General features: G+C 58.6%; 11 protein-coding genes and 3 pseudogenes. 7 read left to right on the forward strand and 7 right to left on the reverse strand.

Annotated elements, in window-relative coordinates; genetic code table 11:
* From IVA93_RS37095 to IVA93_RS37105, 3 genes are read left to right on the forward strand one after another with little or no spacing between them, the layout of a single operon-like run.
* Entirely contained in the window at nt 1-1,518 is a 1,518-nt protein-coding gene (locus IVA93_RS37095) for a type II and III secretion system protein family protein (RefSeq protein ID WP_026233853.1), read from the forward strand.
* A 57-nt stretch (nt 1,519-1,575) separates the two neighbouring features.
* Nucleotides 1,576-2,310, forward strand: a complete 735-nt coding sequence (locus tag IVA93_RS37100; RefSeq protein WP_018459617.1) for a CpaD family pilus assembly protein — start codon at nt 1,576-1,578, stop codon at nt 2,308-2,310.
* Nucleotides 2,307-3,596, forward strand: coding sequence for a CpaE/TadZ family protein (locus IVA93_RS37105; RefSeq protein WP_018459618.1), 1,290 nt, complete (start codon nt 2,307-2,309; stop codon nt 3,594-3,596). The genes IVA93_RS37100 and IVA93_RS37105 overlap by 4 nt, the downstream gene beginning before the upstream one ends.
* Nucleotides 3,597-3,665: 69 nt before the next feature.
* On the opposite strand, the gene IVA93_RS37110 is transcribed toward IVA93_RS37105, so the two are convergent.
* Nucleotides 3,666-4,451: a tetratricopeptide repeat protein gene (locus IVA93_RS37110; RefSeq protein ID WP_018459619.1), complete on the reverse strand. Its 786-nt coding sequence runs from the start codon at nt 4,449-4,451 to the stop codon at nt 3,666-3,668.
* Between the two features lie 80 nt (nt 4,452-4,531).
* Nucleotides 4,532-4,777 (reverse strand): PilZ domain-containing protein, encoded by a 246-nt coding sequence (locus IVA93_RS37115; RefSeq protein ID WP_007598461.1) that lies wholly within the window; start codon nt 4,775-4,777, stop codon nt 4,532-4,534.
* Between the two features lie 228 nt (nt 4,778-5,005).
* On the opposite strand from IVA93_RS37115, the pseudogene IVA93_RS41395 reads away from it, so the two are divergent.
* Nucleotides 5,006-5,107: pseudogene (locus IVA93_RS41395) on the forward strand (ATP-binding protein); the annotation flags it as partial.
* Between the two features lie 14 nt (nt 5,108-5,121).
* Here the strand turns inward: IVA93_RS41395 and IVA93_RS41400 are convergent.
* The 5 genes and pseudogenes from IVA93_RS41400 to IVA93_RS37135 all read right to left on the reverse strand — a co-directional run.
* A pseudogene (locus IVA93_RS41400) lies at nt 5,122-5,283 on the reverse strand (hypothetical protein); the annotation flags it as partial.
* A gap of 155 nt (nt 5,284-5,438) precedes the next feature.
* Nucleotides 5,439-7,076, reverse strand: a pseudogene (locus tag IVA93_RS37120) (plasmid replication protein, CyRepA1 family); the annotation flags it as partial.
* The gene (locus tag IVA93_RS37125; RefSeq protein WP_247789596.1) at nt 7,046-8,008 is read right to left on the reverse strand and encodes a hypothetical protein; all 963 of its coding nucleotides are present in this window, start codon (nt 8,006-8,008) and stop codon (nt 7,046-7,048) included. The gene IVA93_RS37125 and the pseudogene IVA93_RS37120, both read right to left, overlap by 31 nt.
* Nucleotides 8,008-8,592 carry a tyrosine-type recombinase/integrase gene (locus tag IVA93_RS37130; RefSeq protein WP_247789597.1) on the reverse strand — a complete coding sequence of 195 codons (585 nt, stop codon included), beginning with the start codon at nt 8,590-8,592 and terminating at the stop codon, nt 8,008-8,010. Before IVA93_RS37130 ends, IVA93_RS37125 begins: the two co-directional genes overlap by 1 nt.
* A gap of 221 nt (nt 8,593-8,813) precedes the next feature.
* Entirely contained in the window at nt 8,814-9,899 is a 1,086-nt protein-coding gene (locus IVA93_RS37135) for a hypothetical protein (RefSeq protein ID WP_247541470.1), read from the reverse strand.
* 797 nt (nt 9,900-10,696) lie between these two features.
* Here IVA93_RS37135 and IVA93_RS37140 point away from each other — a divergent pair.
* The 3 genes from IVA93_RS37140 to IVA93_RS37150 all read left to right on the forward strand — a co-directional run bounded on the left by IVA93_RS37140 (nt 10,697) and on the right by IVA93_RS37150 (nt 14,581).
* The gene (locus IVA93_RS37140; protein WP_247541469.1) at nt 10,697-11,908 is read left to right on the forward strand and encodes a hypothetical protein; all 1,212 of its coding nucleotides are present in this window, start codon (nt 10,697-10,699) and stop codon (nt 11,906-11,908) included.
* A gap of 31 nt (nt 11,909-11,939) precedes the next feature.
* Nucleotides 11,940-13,349 (forward strand): hypothetical protein, encoded by a 1,410-nt coding sequence (locus IVA93_RS37145; RefSeq protein ID WP_247541468.1) that lies wholly within the window; start codon nt 11,940-11,942, stop codon nt 13,347-13,349.
* Between the two features lie 95 nt (nt 13,350-13,444).
* Entirely contained in the window at nt 13,445-14,581 is a 1,137-nt protein-coding gene (locus IVA93_RS37150; protein ID WP_247541467.1) for a hypothetical protein, read from the forward strand.
* Nucleotides 14,582-14,941: the final 360 nt, after the last annotated feature.

Here is a 14,941-nt window from a genome sequence, read left to right on the forward strand (position 1 = left end):
ATGAACTACGGGGATGATCGGACGGGCATGCGCATTCGGGGGAATCGCGCGCGCTCGTTCTGGACGGGGACGATGCTGACCCTGGGGCTCCTCGCAGCCCCCGATGTCGTCAGCGCCGCAGATGCGCCGGTCGGCGACCAGGCGCCGATGCAGGCAGCCGATCTCGATGTTTCGCCGGTCGGGACGATCGCGCCGGCGAAGACGCGCTTCCTGTCGCTCGGCGTCGGCAAGTCCGCCGTCATCGACCTGCCGCGCGACGTCAAGGACGTGCTGGTCGCCGATCCCAAGATCGCCAATGCCGTGATCCGCTCGGCCCAACGCGCCTATATCATCGGCGGACAGGTCGGCCAGACCAACGTCGTGTTCTTCGCCGCAGACGGCCAGCAGGTCGCCGCCTACGATATCGCGGTGAAGCGCGATCTCAACGGCATGCGCACGGCGCTGCGCCAGTCGCTGCCGGGCGTGCAGATCGAAGGCGTCGGCGACAGCGTGATGCTGACAGGCTCGGTATCGAGCCCGGTCGAGGCCCAGCAGGCCGGCGACGTCGCCGCGAAACTGGTCGGCGGCTCCGACAAGGTGGTCAATAACATCATCGTGCGCGGCCGCGACCAGGTGATGCTCAAGGTCGTCGTCGGCGAAGTGCGCCGCGATATCGTCAAGCAGTTGGGCGTCGATCTCAGCGCCAGTCTGAACGCCGGCACCGCGGTGGTGAACTTCAACAATTCCAACCCGTTCTCGGTCAGCGGCGGACCGATCGTCAGCAACAACGGATTAGGTGTCGCCGGTCTCACCAAAGGCTTCGCGACCGTCAGCGCCACGATGCGCGCGATGGAAAGTGCCGGTGTCATGCGCACGCTCGCCGAGCCGAGCCTGACCGCGATCTCCGGCGAATCCGCCACCTTCATCGCCGGCGGCGAATTCCCCATTCCCTCGGGCTATGCCTGCGATCCCGTCACCCACGTTTGCACCACCCAGATCACCTACAAGAAGTTCGGCATCTCCCTGAACTTCACCCCGGTCGTGCTGAGCGAGGGACGGATCAGCCTGCGGGTGATGACCGAGGTGTCCGAGCTGTCGAACCAAAGCGCCATCACGGTGACCCAGGCGCTGTCGTCGAGCTCGACCAACTCGATCACCATCCCCTCGATCCAGACCCGCCGCGCCGAAACGACGCTGGAAATTCCCTCGGGCGGCTCGATGGCCATGGCCGGCCTGATCCAGCAGCAGACCAAACAGGCGATCAACGGCCTGCCCGGCGTCGACCAGGTGCCGATCATCGGCGCGCTGTTCCGCAGCCAGGACTTCGTCAACAACGAAACCGAGCTGATGGTGATCGTGACGCCCTATGTGGTGCGCGCGGTGGCTCAGAAGGAGCTGTCCCGCCCCGACGACGGCTTCGCCCCGGCGTCTGACGCCCAGACGGCGCTGCTCGGTCGCATGAACCGCCTCTATGGCGTCGCGCGCCGCGTCGATCCGATCGCGGGCACGCCCGGCGATTTCGGCTTCATCATCGACTGACGACGAACGGACAGGTTGGGGAACGGGGCAAGAGACGGGGCACGAGGGGATGAAGCGATGACGAAGACCATGGCCGATCGACGTCGCGGGTTGAGCGTCGCGCTGGCACTGACGGGGCTCTCCGTCATGCTGGGCGCCTGCAACACCACCGGCGAGATCGTCACCCAGACGGTGCCGACCGACTATCGCCAGCGTCACCCGATCGCGGTCGAGGAAGCCAAGAAGTCGATCGTGATCTTCGTCGGCAAGGCTCGCGGCGGCCTCTCGGCCGCGCAGCACGCGGACGTCGCCGGCATTGCCCGGGACTGGGTGCGCGAAGGCACCGGCTCGGTCGTGGTCGACGTCCCGGTCAACGCGGCGAATTCGCGCGCGGCGGCGGCGACCTATCACGAGATCCGTTCCGTGCTCGCATCCGTCGGCGTGCCATCGCGTGCCATCGTCCAGCATCCCTATCGGCCCGAGGATCCAGGGCTGCTGCCCACCATCCGCCTGAGCTATTCCCGGATCGCCGCGGTCGCCGGCCCCTGCGGGCTGTGGCCGGAAGATATCGGCCCCTCCATCCTCGACCCCGGCTACAACGAGAACCGGCCCTATTTCAATCTGGGCTGCGCCAGCCAGCGCAACCTCGCGGCCATGATCGACAATCCGGCCGACCTGGAGCAGCCGCGGTCCGAGACGCCGGTCTATAACGCACGGCGTGACATGGCCTTCGAGCGCTATCGCAAGGGCACGCCGATCGCGAGCAGCAATCCAGACGCCGACAAGGCCAAACTCAGCGATACAGGCAGATGACACGCGTCCACGACGAAGAAGCGGACGATCCGCAGCACCCCGAGGAACACATTGCGCCGGTTCCTCGCATCTCCGTGCAAGCCTTTTGCGAGACCGCGCAGACGCTCGCCGCGGTGACCGCGGCCGGGCAGGATCGCCGTCTCGCCAAGGCGCATCTCACGGCCAAGGACGGTGGCCTCGCGGCGGCAATCGAAGTCTATGAAACGATGCCGACGCCGAACGTCATCGTGATCGAATCCGACGGCACCCGCGACATCCTCGAGGGCCTCGACGACCTCGCCGGCGTCTGCGATCCCGGCACCCGTGTGGTCGTGATCGGCAATCCCAACGACACCGCGCCCTATCGCGAGTTGGTCCGCCGCGGCGTCAACGACTATGTGGTGGGACCGGTCGAAACGCTCGACGTCGTCCGCTCGATCTGCAGCCTGTTCTCGGCGTCCGAAACCATCATCACCGGCCGCGTCATCGCGGTGGTCGGGGCCAAGGGCGGTGTCGGTGCCTCCACCGTCGCGCACAATGTGGCCTGGACCATCGCCCGCGACCTCGCGCTCGATTCCGTCGTGATCGATCTCGACCTCGCCTTCGGCACCGCGGGTCTCGACTACAACCAGGACCCGGTGCAAGGCATCGCCAATGCGGTGCTGTCGCAGGATCGGCCGGACACGGCCCTGATAGAGCGTCTGCTCTCCAAATGCACCGAGCGTCTCAGCCTGCTTGCTGCGCCCGCCACCCTTGACCGCGTCTACGATTTCGGCGCGGAGGCCTTTGACGCGGTGTTCGACACGCTGCGCATGACCACGCCCTGCATCGTGCTCGATGTTCCCCATCAATGGTCGGGCTGGACCCGTCGCGCGCTGGTCAACGCGGACGACATCGTCATCGTGGCCGAGCCCGATCTTGCGAACCTGCGCAACACCAAGAACATGCTGAACGTCTTGAAGGCGGCGCGGCCGAACGACCGGCCGCCGCTCTACTGCATCAACCAGGTCGGCATGCCCAAGCGGGCGGAGATCGAGGTCAAGGCCTTCGCCAAGACCATGGAGAGCCAGCCGATCGCGGTGATCCCGTTCGATTCGAAGCTGTTCTCGACCGCGGCCAACAACGGCCAGATGATCGCGGAGGTCTCCAAGAGCCACCGCACCACCGAGCTGTTCCAGAACATGGCGAACCGCCTCGCCGGGCGGGGCGAAGTGAAGAAGCCGAAGCGCTCGCTGCTCGGGCCGCTGCTGAAGAAGCTGAAGGGCAGGTCGGGTCGCGGGTCAGCCCCGCATCGCAAGGCATCCTGAGCAAGGCGTTCTGAGCAAGGCGTTCGGACCAAGGCTTCCTGACACGGCATCCTGACGCGCGCGAGCGAGTTACTTCTCCGCCCGCTGCTGCTTCTTCACCAGCAACTGCCGCAGCGCCGTGACCTTGGCCGCCGCCTGATCCGGCGGCAGGTCCGCCTTCACGATGGCTTCGGCCTCGGCCTGCTTTCCTTCGAGTCCCAGCACGAGCGCGAGATTGGCGCGCACGCGGAAATCGGCGGGATTGCGCTCGTGCGCCCGGCGCATCGTTTCCTCAGCCCGCGGCAGATTGTTCTGCAGCATGTAGGACAGTCCGAGATTGGACAGCACCGACGGCTCGTCCGGCACGATCTTCAGCGCGGCGGCGTAATATTGCTGCGCCTCCTCGTTGCGACCGAGCTGATCGAGCGCGGCGCCTTGCGCCGACAGGATATGCCAGTCGGGATCCTCGGGCGAATGCGCGCGGCCGAGGACGTCGAACGCCTGCTGGAAACTGCCGCTGTCGGCGAGCGCACGGCCGTAGCCGGCGAGCAGCGCCTTGTTGCTGGAATGGGCGAGCACGGCCTGCTCCAGCACCGCGAGCGCCTGCGCGCGCTGGCCGGTCTGGCGCAACGCCTTGCCGTATTCGAGCGCGACGTTGGGATCGCCAGGCTTGGCGCGATAGCGCTCGCGCAGCGCATCCATGTCCGGCTTCACGTCCGGCTTGGCCTCGGCCCTGCCAGCCGTGTCCGACTTTCCGCCGAGCGCGCCGGTGATGTCCTCGATGCCGGTTGTCTGACAGCCGCCGAGGGCCAGGATCAGAAGCGCGGAAAACAGATATCTCGCCGGAAGAGAGGCGACGGACAAACGCTTGGACATACTCTGATCACTCGGCGACTGATCAGAGATGCTTACCGATTAACGCTAAAGTCCCGTTAAGGCGGGGCGCTTCCGAAAGCTCAGTCGGTGAATTCAGCGCCGAACTCGCAGCCGATGCGCCAGCGCAGGCGGCACTGCCGGGAATAGTCGGGCGCGAAGATGATGGTGAATTGCGGCGGCACTTCCAGAAATTCCGCCACGACTTTCACGCCGCCATCCGAAATATCCGTGATCGTGCAGTCCCGCGGCAGCGAACCCGCGCCAAAATGAATCTTGGCGAGCCGCGTGCACATCCGTCGTTCGCTTCTCCGGCGATTTGCAAGCATTTGAATTGTTCACCCGTTAGACCACGGCCCATCCCGCACCCCTAGGAGTAGCGGACATTCGTTGGAATGTGCTGAGCAGAGCAGCTTGCATTCGAGGCGTAGTGTCTTCGTCGTGTTTACGATTGGTTAGGACCTTCCGGCGCCCCTCGACCCGTTCCTGTATTGTTCTTGCAAGAATTGGCCCGCTCTGCTACCCCTAATTGTGCAAAAGGGCAGGCTGGTTCGGGCATGGTTCAGCGGGTTTCTACCGTCGCCTTTGAGGGGATCGAGGCCCGCGCGGTCGACGTGCAGGTGCAGGTCGCGCCCGGTCTGCCGGCCTTCGCAATAGTGAGGACTATTAATCCCCATCCCTCGGAGGAAGGAGGGACAATAAGCCCGTATCTGTGGCTATATACGGTGAATTTTCTATTGTCCCCTGTTGTGCGTGCTGTCCCCTTCCGGAATGCTTGCGCTTCGGCGCTGCCTCTTCGCGCTCCATCTCTTTGCGCTCCTTGACCGAGAGATATGAGCGGGTGAGACGCAACATTCGTTCAACCATATCCTGATCGAGCGAATAGTGGCGGACCTTGATCCCACAACGCTTTGTCGTGCCGGTCGGATCCAGGCTAAGGCCAACACGCGCAAGAAACCGATTAAGCTGGCGTACGGGCTTCCGCTCGAAATCAGATCGCATGGCCTCCGAGAAAATCTCCTCGATCATCGTACGGTTGTCTCGACATACACGAGTAAATTCAGCCAAGTCCGCCGTTGAGACCGAGAGTTCGGATTTGAACCCCGAACTCGTCGTCAGACCCGCGATGTGCGTCAGGGCGCCAAGCATCAAAGCGACGCTCATTTTCTGGAGGCGCCCCTCTTGTTGTGTGGTAGGTCTCACCAACGTTTCGATGAGGCCAAAATCAGGCTTATCCCAAACGGAAACGAGTTCGGAGAGCGTTACGATCCGCTCTTTGAGCCGACCGTCTACGTTTAACGCCACGATATCGGTGTCGAGTTTCACCCCGACGCTGTGCTCAAAACCATACTTCTCGTAGCTTGCTTGCTCGTCCTCGGTGAGCTTACCCCCGGCCCTCAGGCGCATATCTAGGTCTATGAAATCGGAATCACTCAATTTGGCGGCGCTTAGGAGCCTCTCCGCTCGCTCCTGCCGAAGCTCTTCACGGACCTCGTCGTAGGCGCTCTCCTTTACCTTCTCCCCGACACGCTGGATATTCCAACCGTTCGCCTCGCGTAGCTTGCAAAAAAGCTCGACCAATCGGTTCTTAGAGGCGCGTTCAAGTGCGACAACGTGGGCGCATATCATGAGCAACGGATCGTCGCGGTTATAGTCGACCATACCGTCGTCCCGCCTGCCTTTGACGGCGCGTTTAACCACATACGCCCGAGCCAAGTCATCCTTCACCACCTCTACGTTGCAGGTGTAATTGTAGGTCGCTCCGTCGATCCAGACATCGACGGCCCCCGGGTTACGAACGCGGCAGAGCTGCTGGTCGATATCGGTGTGCGCGTTGATCATCGAGTAGAAAAAGCCAAAGACGCGATCGACGTGACATTCCCCGTTCGGAAACGTGATATCCACGCCCGTCCCCATAGACGGCGTGACCAACACGACTTGCACCCTCAAAAATTCCGTCTTGATGTTCCTGACGAAATTAATGACAGAGTCCTCCTGAGAGTTGTCGCCCGTGACGACGCGCATGACGACATCTTCCCCGCACTCCTTGCGGATCATGCGTTCCATGACGTTCACGAAGTTCTTCGAGTTGCTGGTGATGAAGCAGCGCTGTCCCGATCGAATAGCATCGATGACTTCACGTTCGAGCCGCTTCCGATCCTTAAACAAGCGCATCGTCCTACGTGCCGCCGAAGCCACCGGTTCGTTGTAGATGATGCGGCACCGTGATTCCCAGTCTCGCGGCCGCCAGAGCCTCATGGCGTGTGCCGTGAGGAGCCCGAGGTCGGCATCAAGCACCACGACGGCCTTCGCGTGAGTCACTTCGTAAGCGAGCGCGTCGTAGCAACGCTCCAGCCCTGCCTTCTGCTCGATAGTGTCGCTCATGAGGTGCTTCAAGACCTGTTCGACTTCATCGATGATAACAAGGTCGAACGGCCCCCTTCGCCGCCAACCAGAGACTTTTCCCTCCGCGGCGAACGATTCACCGAACTTGGGCAAGCTGTCCAAGCACACTGCCAGTGTTAGGAGACGGTCGGGATCCCCGTTGTCCGGCTCCATGTAGCAGCGTAGCCCGAGCTTTTCGGCTGCTTCCCGTATCAGCGTGCGCCGGTGCCCGACGAGGAGTATCCTCTTCGGCCGAGCCGTTGCATCGGGCTCGACGACTTCTCTCGTGTTGTAAGTCGAAGCAAACTACCCTTGAATCTTTCGTCGAGGTTCTCAGGGAGTCCCTTACGCGCACCGATCCATAACGGTCCGTCCGTCATCTTACGCGGGACAAGTTTCAGTGGTCCGGACTCGACTCTTGTCCCGTTGATCCGCGCAATTGCCTCTTTTTCGATCTGCGACCACTTGGTCTCTCTCATGCGATCCTGAGCGTCAGCTCGGATGATCTGCTTCAAGGCGGTAGCGGACCCGTCCTTATCACCGATTCCGGCGATCAAAATACCGGCAAAAATTTTCCCGTCCTCAGACCCGGCGGTGATGTCGATTCCCGAACGATTTGGTCCCAATCCAAACCCACGTGTCCCGGCTGGGTCAGGAGATGGATACATCGCTCGATGTACATACCAAGTTCCTGATTCAAGTTGACGGGTTGCAGCCGTCTTAGGGAATCGTACCCCGTGCGCTGTTGGATCGGGCCATTCGGTGCCATGGTGGAGGTATAGCTCGACGGTTGTAACGGACCATCGATATCGACCGTTGCAGTAGTCGAGACAGTGACCGAGCAAGATCAATCGCGCCGCCTCAATGAAGCGGCTTCGAACGTCTGCGAAGCCCTTCACGCCCACAAAATTCGGTATGGGAGAAGTGATAGAAGACATTCTGGGCGAGTTCATGCACACATCGTAATCGAAGACTAAGGCCGGGGCGAGCATCGGGGCATCGCCGGATGAGAGATCAAGTTGCAGGCCGAACTGAACCTGCCCAAAAATCAACGCGTGGTTATCCGCGAGCTGTGGGATCAGATGCGCATGCACGATTTTCGCATCTTCGAGGCCGAGGGCGACTTGTCCGAATCGGAATGGCTGGACATGAGCCTCAGAGACACGCGGCGTCATTAGAGCTGCTGGACCACCCTTCTCTGCGCGTCAGCGTTTTCTTCGATATATCGTTGCGTGGTCCGCAGGTTAGAATGGCCAGCCAGAGCCTGCACATCCCTTAGTGATCCGCCAACGGTGGAAATCTTCCGCGCCGCTCCCGTGATGAAGGTCCTTCGGCCACTGTGGCTGGAGCAGCCGACGAAGCCCAGGTGCCGGTACCACCGCTGGAACATGTTCACGATGACCTGCGGTGACGTGGACGCCATTCGCTGGGTGGCGATCACGTACTCTCCGGGCGTTCTGGCCAGAGTCTGCCGGTATGCGATGAATGCGGTCCTCACCTCGGGGTGCATGGGGATCACCCGGCCAGACGTTCCCTTGCTCGCAGAGTTAGAGAGGTGGATGGCATCGGCGACTTGTCCTGCAGAGTCGCAAACCATACGCCATGTCAGCCGAGCAATCTCCTTGGCCCTAAGTCCAGCCTTGGTCGATAGCAGGAAGATCAGCCTGTTTCGTTCCGGGTATCTTGTAGTCGCGAGATAGGCGAGCGTTGCTTCGACTTGCCCCTTGCTCAACGTCTTCGCTTGCTTCCCTAAGCCCATCTCGTCCTCCAGATACCAAATCGACGGCAACAGGACGCTGGACTGTAATCAGTCCGGATTATTCGTACATGCCGATGGCGTAGGACCTGGGTCCGGGCAAACGTCTACGCTCGAAGCGTTAATCGTGAGCTGTGCTAGCATTTCCGGGGACCCAATTTTAGCTGCCCCCCTACTAACGGCCTCGGCCAGCTTTGCGCGAGGACCGATGTGCCTTGCCATGATCACTCCGAGATACACGGCGACGGCGCGGCGGCAGCACCGCTAGCAATATTTGAGAACAGGGCACCAACAAAACCACGGAGAGTTTCGCTAAAGTCACTGTGATGCCGAACTACAGATTTGTCTGTTCTAACAAGCCAGAACGGGGTGTCGCTGTATCGGTACTCCTTGCCAAGCCATTCGGTCTTGCTCGTCCGATCCACTAGGAGAGGTGAACGCGCCTTGTTCGAGCGTGGGCCGATGGGCCTCGCAGAGAGGTCGTGCGTCCGGAATTCGTCGATGTGACCGATGGTCTCGAGCATCAGCCGCCAATCGTTCCATGCGGGTACTGAGCGGTCCCACACGGTAAACAACCGTCCAGCGGGAAAAGCGTATCGTGTTGCCCAATCGGCGTCCGAAGTGATCACTAGGAGGTTAGGATACTTCGTGCGAGTACTTGGGTATTCACGTAGGAGACTTCTTAGACCCAGGAACGCTGATGCTTCGATGGCGGGATTTATCAAAACGACGAGGTCTCCGAACCCTCGAAATTTCTTCCCATCGCCTCGCGCCTCGGCCACGCCCTTGCTAAGCAATGGAAGTACCGCGCGAGAGGCAATAAGTCCGCCAAAGCTGTGGCCGATAGTAAGCATCCGAGTATCCGAACGCTTACCTCCTTCCCGGCATAGCTTTGATGCCTCAGTCCAGATTTCGTTGAGGGTAGCGAATACAGTCACAGCAGAATGGCCGATATCTTCGGCAACCGCTTTGCGAGACCAAAACGTTGGAATCCATAAGGGCGTCGATCCTATAGAACTGCCTCGCCAGCCGATGTAGACACCAATGACCTTCCGCGCCTTTTCTCCGCGATCCCTCGCCTCTAGCTGCGCAAGCTGTGCAAGGAGAGCTTCAAACTGAACAAGATTGTCGTCCCCGTCGGACGCATTATGGTTCCACCCATGAACAAAAGTTACGATGAGCGTGTCGGCCTCACTCGACTCTCTACCGATCCTCCTCATAATTTCTGTGACTGATACAACGTCGTGGAAGTCACCAGAGTCGGTAATTTCAAGAATAGCCAGCCAACGGTCTGCCCACTGCTTGATCATTGACCTCGAACAGTCGTTCGATGCCGCTTTGCATTCTGTAGGAATCACTCGATAGGGCTCGACTGGTTGTCGAGAGAAGATCATGACTACCACCAAGCCAGCAGTCAGGAGATATAACAACGACCGCCATCGGGATAGCCGCCTAGTCTTGTCAATGACGGTCATGGTCCAGTTCGCAGACGTTCAAAACAGAAGATGTTGGGCGTGAAAGTGTCGCCCTCCGCGCCGAAATGTGCCCCAGTCTTCCGGATCAGGAACGTGCCAGTTACGCGGCTACGCGCAGAACGTTTCTGTGCCTGATCGGCGAGGAGGGAAAGTGCTCTTGACGTTCTTCACTGACAAATAGGCGGGCTGGCCAGCCAGCTTCAACCATCTTCCTCGGCCTGCCGTTGGAGCGAAGAGACGGCCCCGGCTTCGGTGGGGCTTTACGGTTAGGCCAGGGCCCGCTTCGCCAGCTCGGCGGCGAGCCGGCGACAAATTCAAATACTCTCAAAGCGTCGTTGTGTAAGCTGTGCTCCCCTTTCAGGGGACCCAATTTCGGCTGCACCGGGCCTGGTGGGGCGAAGGGGCCGGCCGCTCCGATGGCGCCGCGCGTGGCTTCTTTTGCAAAATGCTGGAAAACGCCGGCAAGAGTACGTGGCATAGCGCCTTCGCGTTTGAGGGCCGCGGTATCCGTGCAGGACGACCCGCAAGAGGGTGTCTGCCGTTGTCAGTTCAATCCGAGGCACGCAATCAGGAGTTGACGACCTTCAAAGTCGGCGTATTATCATCTTCATTTTATAAATTAGGCTCGGCGAATGTTTTTCATTTTTCGCAAGCTGCTCAGGGCTTGTTGCGCAAGTTTTATATTTGTTTGCTCCTTGCTGCCTGCAAACGCAGATGACGTGACCTCAATACCTCAAATAATGGTGGACCTGATCCGGAAGGGAGCAAATCTCGATGCTGCCTCTCCTGCAAGTTATGTGAGAGGCCGCCATGTACTGCGGCTAGCAAAGCCAGTTATCGCGCCAAATGATTTTTATCACGACGAAGAATTCTCACGGACATTGGCGGCGTTCGATAACGTCCCTGCGGTCAAAGCCAATGAAGTCAGTGCCGGATCAAAATCTGTTTCTGAGGCCTTTTCCGGCTTGAAGGATGATCTCGTTCTCAGCACAACCGATCAGTCCGCTGCAAGCACTCCCTCTTTAGATCAAGCGCGCAAGCTACTGTTCAAACCTAACGGCCTCGCCACTGACGAATATGCCACCTATTTGCGATACGAGTCCGATCACAAACGAATCCTCGACAAGCTTAAGGTCGAGACGGATCCAGGTAGCCAGCAGCAGCAGCGCCTTGCGTTGGCTCAACTCGAGCGTGAGTGGGAGCTATTGGGGCGCCGTTCGGCTATCGCGATAGCGGTGTCTCAGTACGAGTCTGCGAGAAAGCAATCAGATCCTGTCCGAATACAAACCTGGGTATCTTCCATTAAACCCTTCCCTGTGTCGGACGCTCTATCGCAAGCTCTGACAAGCAGTCAGTGGTTGAGGTTCAGCTATTCCAATACATCGAGCGTTCCCATATCTGCGACAACTGCGACAGGCGCGGTTGTCAAGTTGGGTAAAGCGCAGCGCATCAGTTTCGACGCCGCCATTGTGTGGCTCGACCGGTCCTATTTGACCAACCCCTTCCTTACCGACCGGGGGTGGAAAACGAAATCTGGTCGCGTCGTTTCGAGCGGTGTTGACGGGGCGACCGACGATCTTGTTCCGGAAGTCATTTCGGGCCTGCTAGTAGCCAAGAACGTTGAACTGCAACTGGCCAGCGAATTCCCTGATACCGTAATGGATCTGCTCAAGAGCAAGCAGAACCTTAGTGTCGATGCGTTTCTTCTCACGGATGAACCGAAAATCTCTTTCGGTTTCCAAGCGCGCCAGTTGACACTCTCAGGACCGGTCGTTCTCGGCACGATTGTCGACCAGTTGCGTAAAATACCTGACCCAGCGCCAACCCGCCAATGGCCGAACTGAGAGCCGCATATTCTTCCGCAAGGAGAAACCAATGAAAACCAGCCTTCGACTTCTTTCATTTAGCGCCGTCGTCCTAAGCACCCAGGTGTGTGCACAGACTTCTTACAAGGTCGATGACGCGTACAAGCAAATGCGCGACGAGATTAGGAAGACGATTACGCCAACTCCAATACCAGGGAATTGGTTCAGCATTGCCGCGGTCGGAGCGGTGGCGGAGGCCGATGATCCACCTGCCATCAACGAGCTTGCAAATTTCTGCCCTGATCCTGCTGACGAGATCAGCCGGTTTGGTGGGATAAGACCTCTCGATCTTGTTTACGAAAAAGCGATCACTGGCATGGTCGCGCCGGTTTTCGCAGAGACAGATGCACTTAAAAAAGCAAAGACATATCTCAGAGGTCCTACAGGATCGTCCACATCTAACGAATATCAGGGATATCTAAAGTACCAGGAGAAAGCTGCTGAGCTCATCAAGAAGATGCAAAAGGCGAAAAGTGAATCGGAATCAAGTTTGCTTTTCGTGGACTACAACAATCTCGAGAAGGACTGGAAGGTTCAGGGTTTCAAGAATGAGGTCGAAGCTGCACTCTTTCAGATCGATCAAGCCGAGGGGACTTTTGGCCCAACTCATAATTTCCATAGAACTGAAGTCTTAGGCGCCTTCCGCTTTGCTGGGGATACCAAGCACTGGGCCGTTAATTCGTATCTCTCACCAGCATCGTCGGTAACACCGTTGGTGACCGCTTGGGAGAATCCCAGCGGCTGGTACAAAGTGGCTTTTGATAGCAAGACCTATCATAAGGAAAGCAGCACAACTTCCAAGTCGAGCTCATCGGGCGGGTTTCTGCATCTAGGCGGCTTGCTGATCGGAGGCACCAAAGGAGGCGGAAGCGACGACGGATGGAGAGTGAGTGATGTAAAGAATTACGGGTATTCCTTCGAAATAAAGAGGGTGCGAATCATTCGAGGCTGGCTTGATCCCCGCGTGTTCACAACGGCCGGTGGTTGGACGTGGAAGAAGACAAACGACTCAAAAGACTTTCCAATGATCTCTGCCGGGTACACCAATAAGAATGAGATCATCGCTCCCAAATTTTCCGTCTACGACAATCTTCCCGTCGATTGTCCGATGATTCCCTCGGAAATGCTGATCGCCCGCAACCGTTCAATAACGCTGACTACGTCTCGATCAGATTACAACCAAGTTTCGAGTTCGGGAAGTTCGGGTGGCGGCGGCATGCTCGGAGGTGTGCTAGGTGGTTCGACGCGCAGCAGTTGGACTACCACAAAGATTACCGAAAACGGCGAAGACGTCACTTATAGAATAGACGCGCCAGGCACCGCTGTGATCGGTTTGATGTCCCAGTTGGTGGGAGGGTTACCCGCACCCGACCCCAATAGGAATTGGCCCGATGATGCTTGGACTGGTGGCAGCAAGTGAGAGCGCTTTTCCTGCTCGTTTCTCTAGCTACCTTTGCGGCTCCCTCTGCGCATGCTCAATCAGATGCAAAAACGCAGATCCGATTTGCATCCGAGATGACGCAGACGTTGCTGGGTTCAAACAAACCGTTCCTAGATCTGGGCAACGGCTCAGGCCAGCGGGGCTTTCTGCTACCTCAGATTGGCAGCACCGTCGGGCCCATTGTGGAGGCTTACAGCGGCATTCAAGGTCAGTTATCGCAGTCTTTAGCTGAGATGGTTGTGTTCGACAAACCAGTGACGGCGTCTGTAGGGGTCGCGATACCGGGCAGTTCGAGATTGCCCGACGTATGGCAAGAGATTTTGGAGAATTCTCGCCCCGGATTCTCGATCATACGTGACAGGGCTCTTGACCAACAAACAATGCGATGGCTTTTCAGGAGGAACAATACCTCCAACCCCAAACAGCTCTACTCGCGCGAGCCCTCGACATACTACCGTCGATACAAGGAATTCCAATCCCGTTACGCGCTGTTGCTGGCCGCACGCGATAGCGACGTGTGGCGTTCACTCCCAGGGTTTCAAAAGTTTGCGACTTTCGAAACTGCTGAGCGCGATTTGCTGAAAAATTGGTTTAAGGCCGGCTACAAAGCTGAGATCGAATCAGCCATGTGGCGCTTCAATTCCGCTGTGCCATTTGCTGAGTGGGAGAAGTGGGCCGAGACAAACGCGCGATTTGAAGCCAACCTCATCCCGTACGCCGAACACATTCGTTTACCAATTACTCGTTTGTTTCCGCCGCCTGCTTCGTGGTCTACCGTCTCCATGTGGTTTCGGGGTACGAGCAGGGCCACCGATCCCTCAAGCGAGTATCGATTCCAATTTGCCCGCATCCAGATCGTGCGACCGTGGATGGACCTTGATGCGCTCCTCTCCGGTCGAATTCGGATCGCTCCGCCTGAAAAAGGCGCGCTGCCCGTGAGTGATGGTGCGCCAGCGACTGAGAATGCGGTGCCTAATGGAAAGCTTGGCGCATTCATCGAGGAATTGATCCTCGTTCGTGATATAACGAAGACGGGCGGCCAAAACAGCGTTCCAGACGGCCATCCACTCGGCAACTTCGCCTACCCGGATGCCATCAACGTCTTGGGCTATATCGTGCGCACCCTTCCAGCTATTCCTGCCGTTCCAGCGGGTCCGGTTGAGGCAGCCGCTCCCGCGCGCAGCTTGCAAGGCGCAGCGCGCGAATTCTAGTGCTCGATCTACGCGGCAGAAAAGCGACACCGGATCCGTCGCAAAAGGCTCGGCCGGCTGCGCTACACTTTTCAGGAACGACCTATTCTCCTTACTTAGAAGATCGACGAAGCTGTCCAACGCGAAAGTGACCAGCTCCTCAGACACATCGCTAAACTCCGGAGCAATGCAGAAGCATAATGAGTTTTCGCGGGAAGCTTGACCACTCGGCTTGAAAGTGCCCCCGGATCAGGGTCTTGAAAGGACTGATGATAGAAGGGTTATTCTAACATCAGTCGGAAATTCTCTATGTCCAGCCTTCCGGCTGCCCTGATGTAGCCAGGTCTTCCGGCATTTGAAGGAAGACCGCGCCGCGCTCAC

This window comes from Bradyrhizobium sp. 155 (assembly GCF_023101105.1).
Lineage (GTDB): Bacteria > Pseudomonadota > Alphaproteobacteria > Rhizobiales > Xanthobacteraceae > Bradyrhizobium > Bradyrhizobium canariense_D.

Bases quoted from the DNA above. Each gene is read 5' to 3' on its own strand.
- IVA93_RS37110 (WP_018459619.1), bottom strand. From the start codon at position 4,451: ATGTCCAAGCGTTTGTCCGTCGCCTCTCTTCCGGCGAGATATCTGTTT.
- IVA93_RS37150 (WP_247541467.1), top strand. From the start codon at position 13,445: ATGACGCAGACGTTGCTGGGTTCAAACAAACCGTTCCTAGATCTGGGC.
- IVA93_RS37135 (WP_247541470.1), bottom strand. From the start codon at position 9,899: ATGATCAAGCAGTGGGCAGACCGTTGGCTGGCTATTCTTGAAATTACC.
- IVA93_RS37130 (WP_247789597.1), bottom strand. From the start codon at position 8,592: ATGGGCTTAGGGAAGCAAGCGAAGACGTTGAGCAAGGGGCAAGTCGAA.
- IVA93_RS37140 (WP_247541469.1), top strand. From the start codon at position 10,697: ATGTTTTTCATTTTTCGCAAGCTGCTCAGGGCTTGTTGCGCAAGTTTT.
- IVA93_RS37125 (WP_247789596.1), bottom strand. From the start codon at position 8,008: ATGACGCCGCGTGTCTCTGAGGCTCATGTCCAGCCATTCCGATTCGGA.
- IVA93_RS37105 (WP_018459618.1), top strand. From the start codon at position 2,307: ATGACACGCGTCCACGACGAAGAAGCGGACGATCCGCAGCACCCCGAG.
- IVA93_RS37145 (WP_247541468.1), top strand. From the start codon at position 11,940: ATGAAAACCAGCCTTCGACTTCTTTCATTTAGCGCCGTCGTCCTAAGC.
- IVA93_RS37115 (WP_007598461.1), bottom strand. From the start codon at position 4,777: ATGCTTGCAAATCGCCGGAGAAGCGAACGACGGATGTGCACGCGGCTC.
- IVA93_RS37095 (WP_026233853.1), top strand. From the start codon at position 1: ATGAACTACGGGGATGATCGGACGGGCATGCGCATTCGGGGGAATCGC.
- IVA93_RS37100 (WP_018459617.1), top strand. From the start codon at position 1,576: ATGACGAAGACCATGGCCGATCGACGTCGCGGGTTGAGCGTCGCGCTG.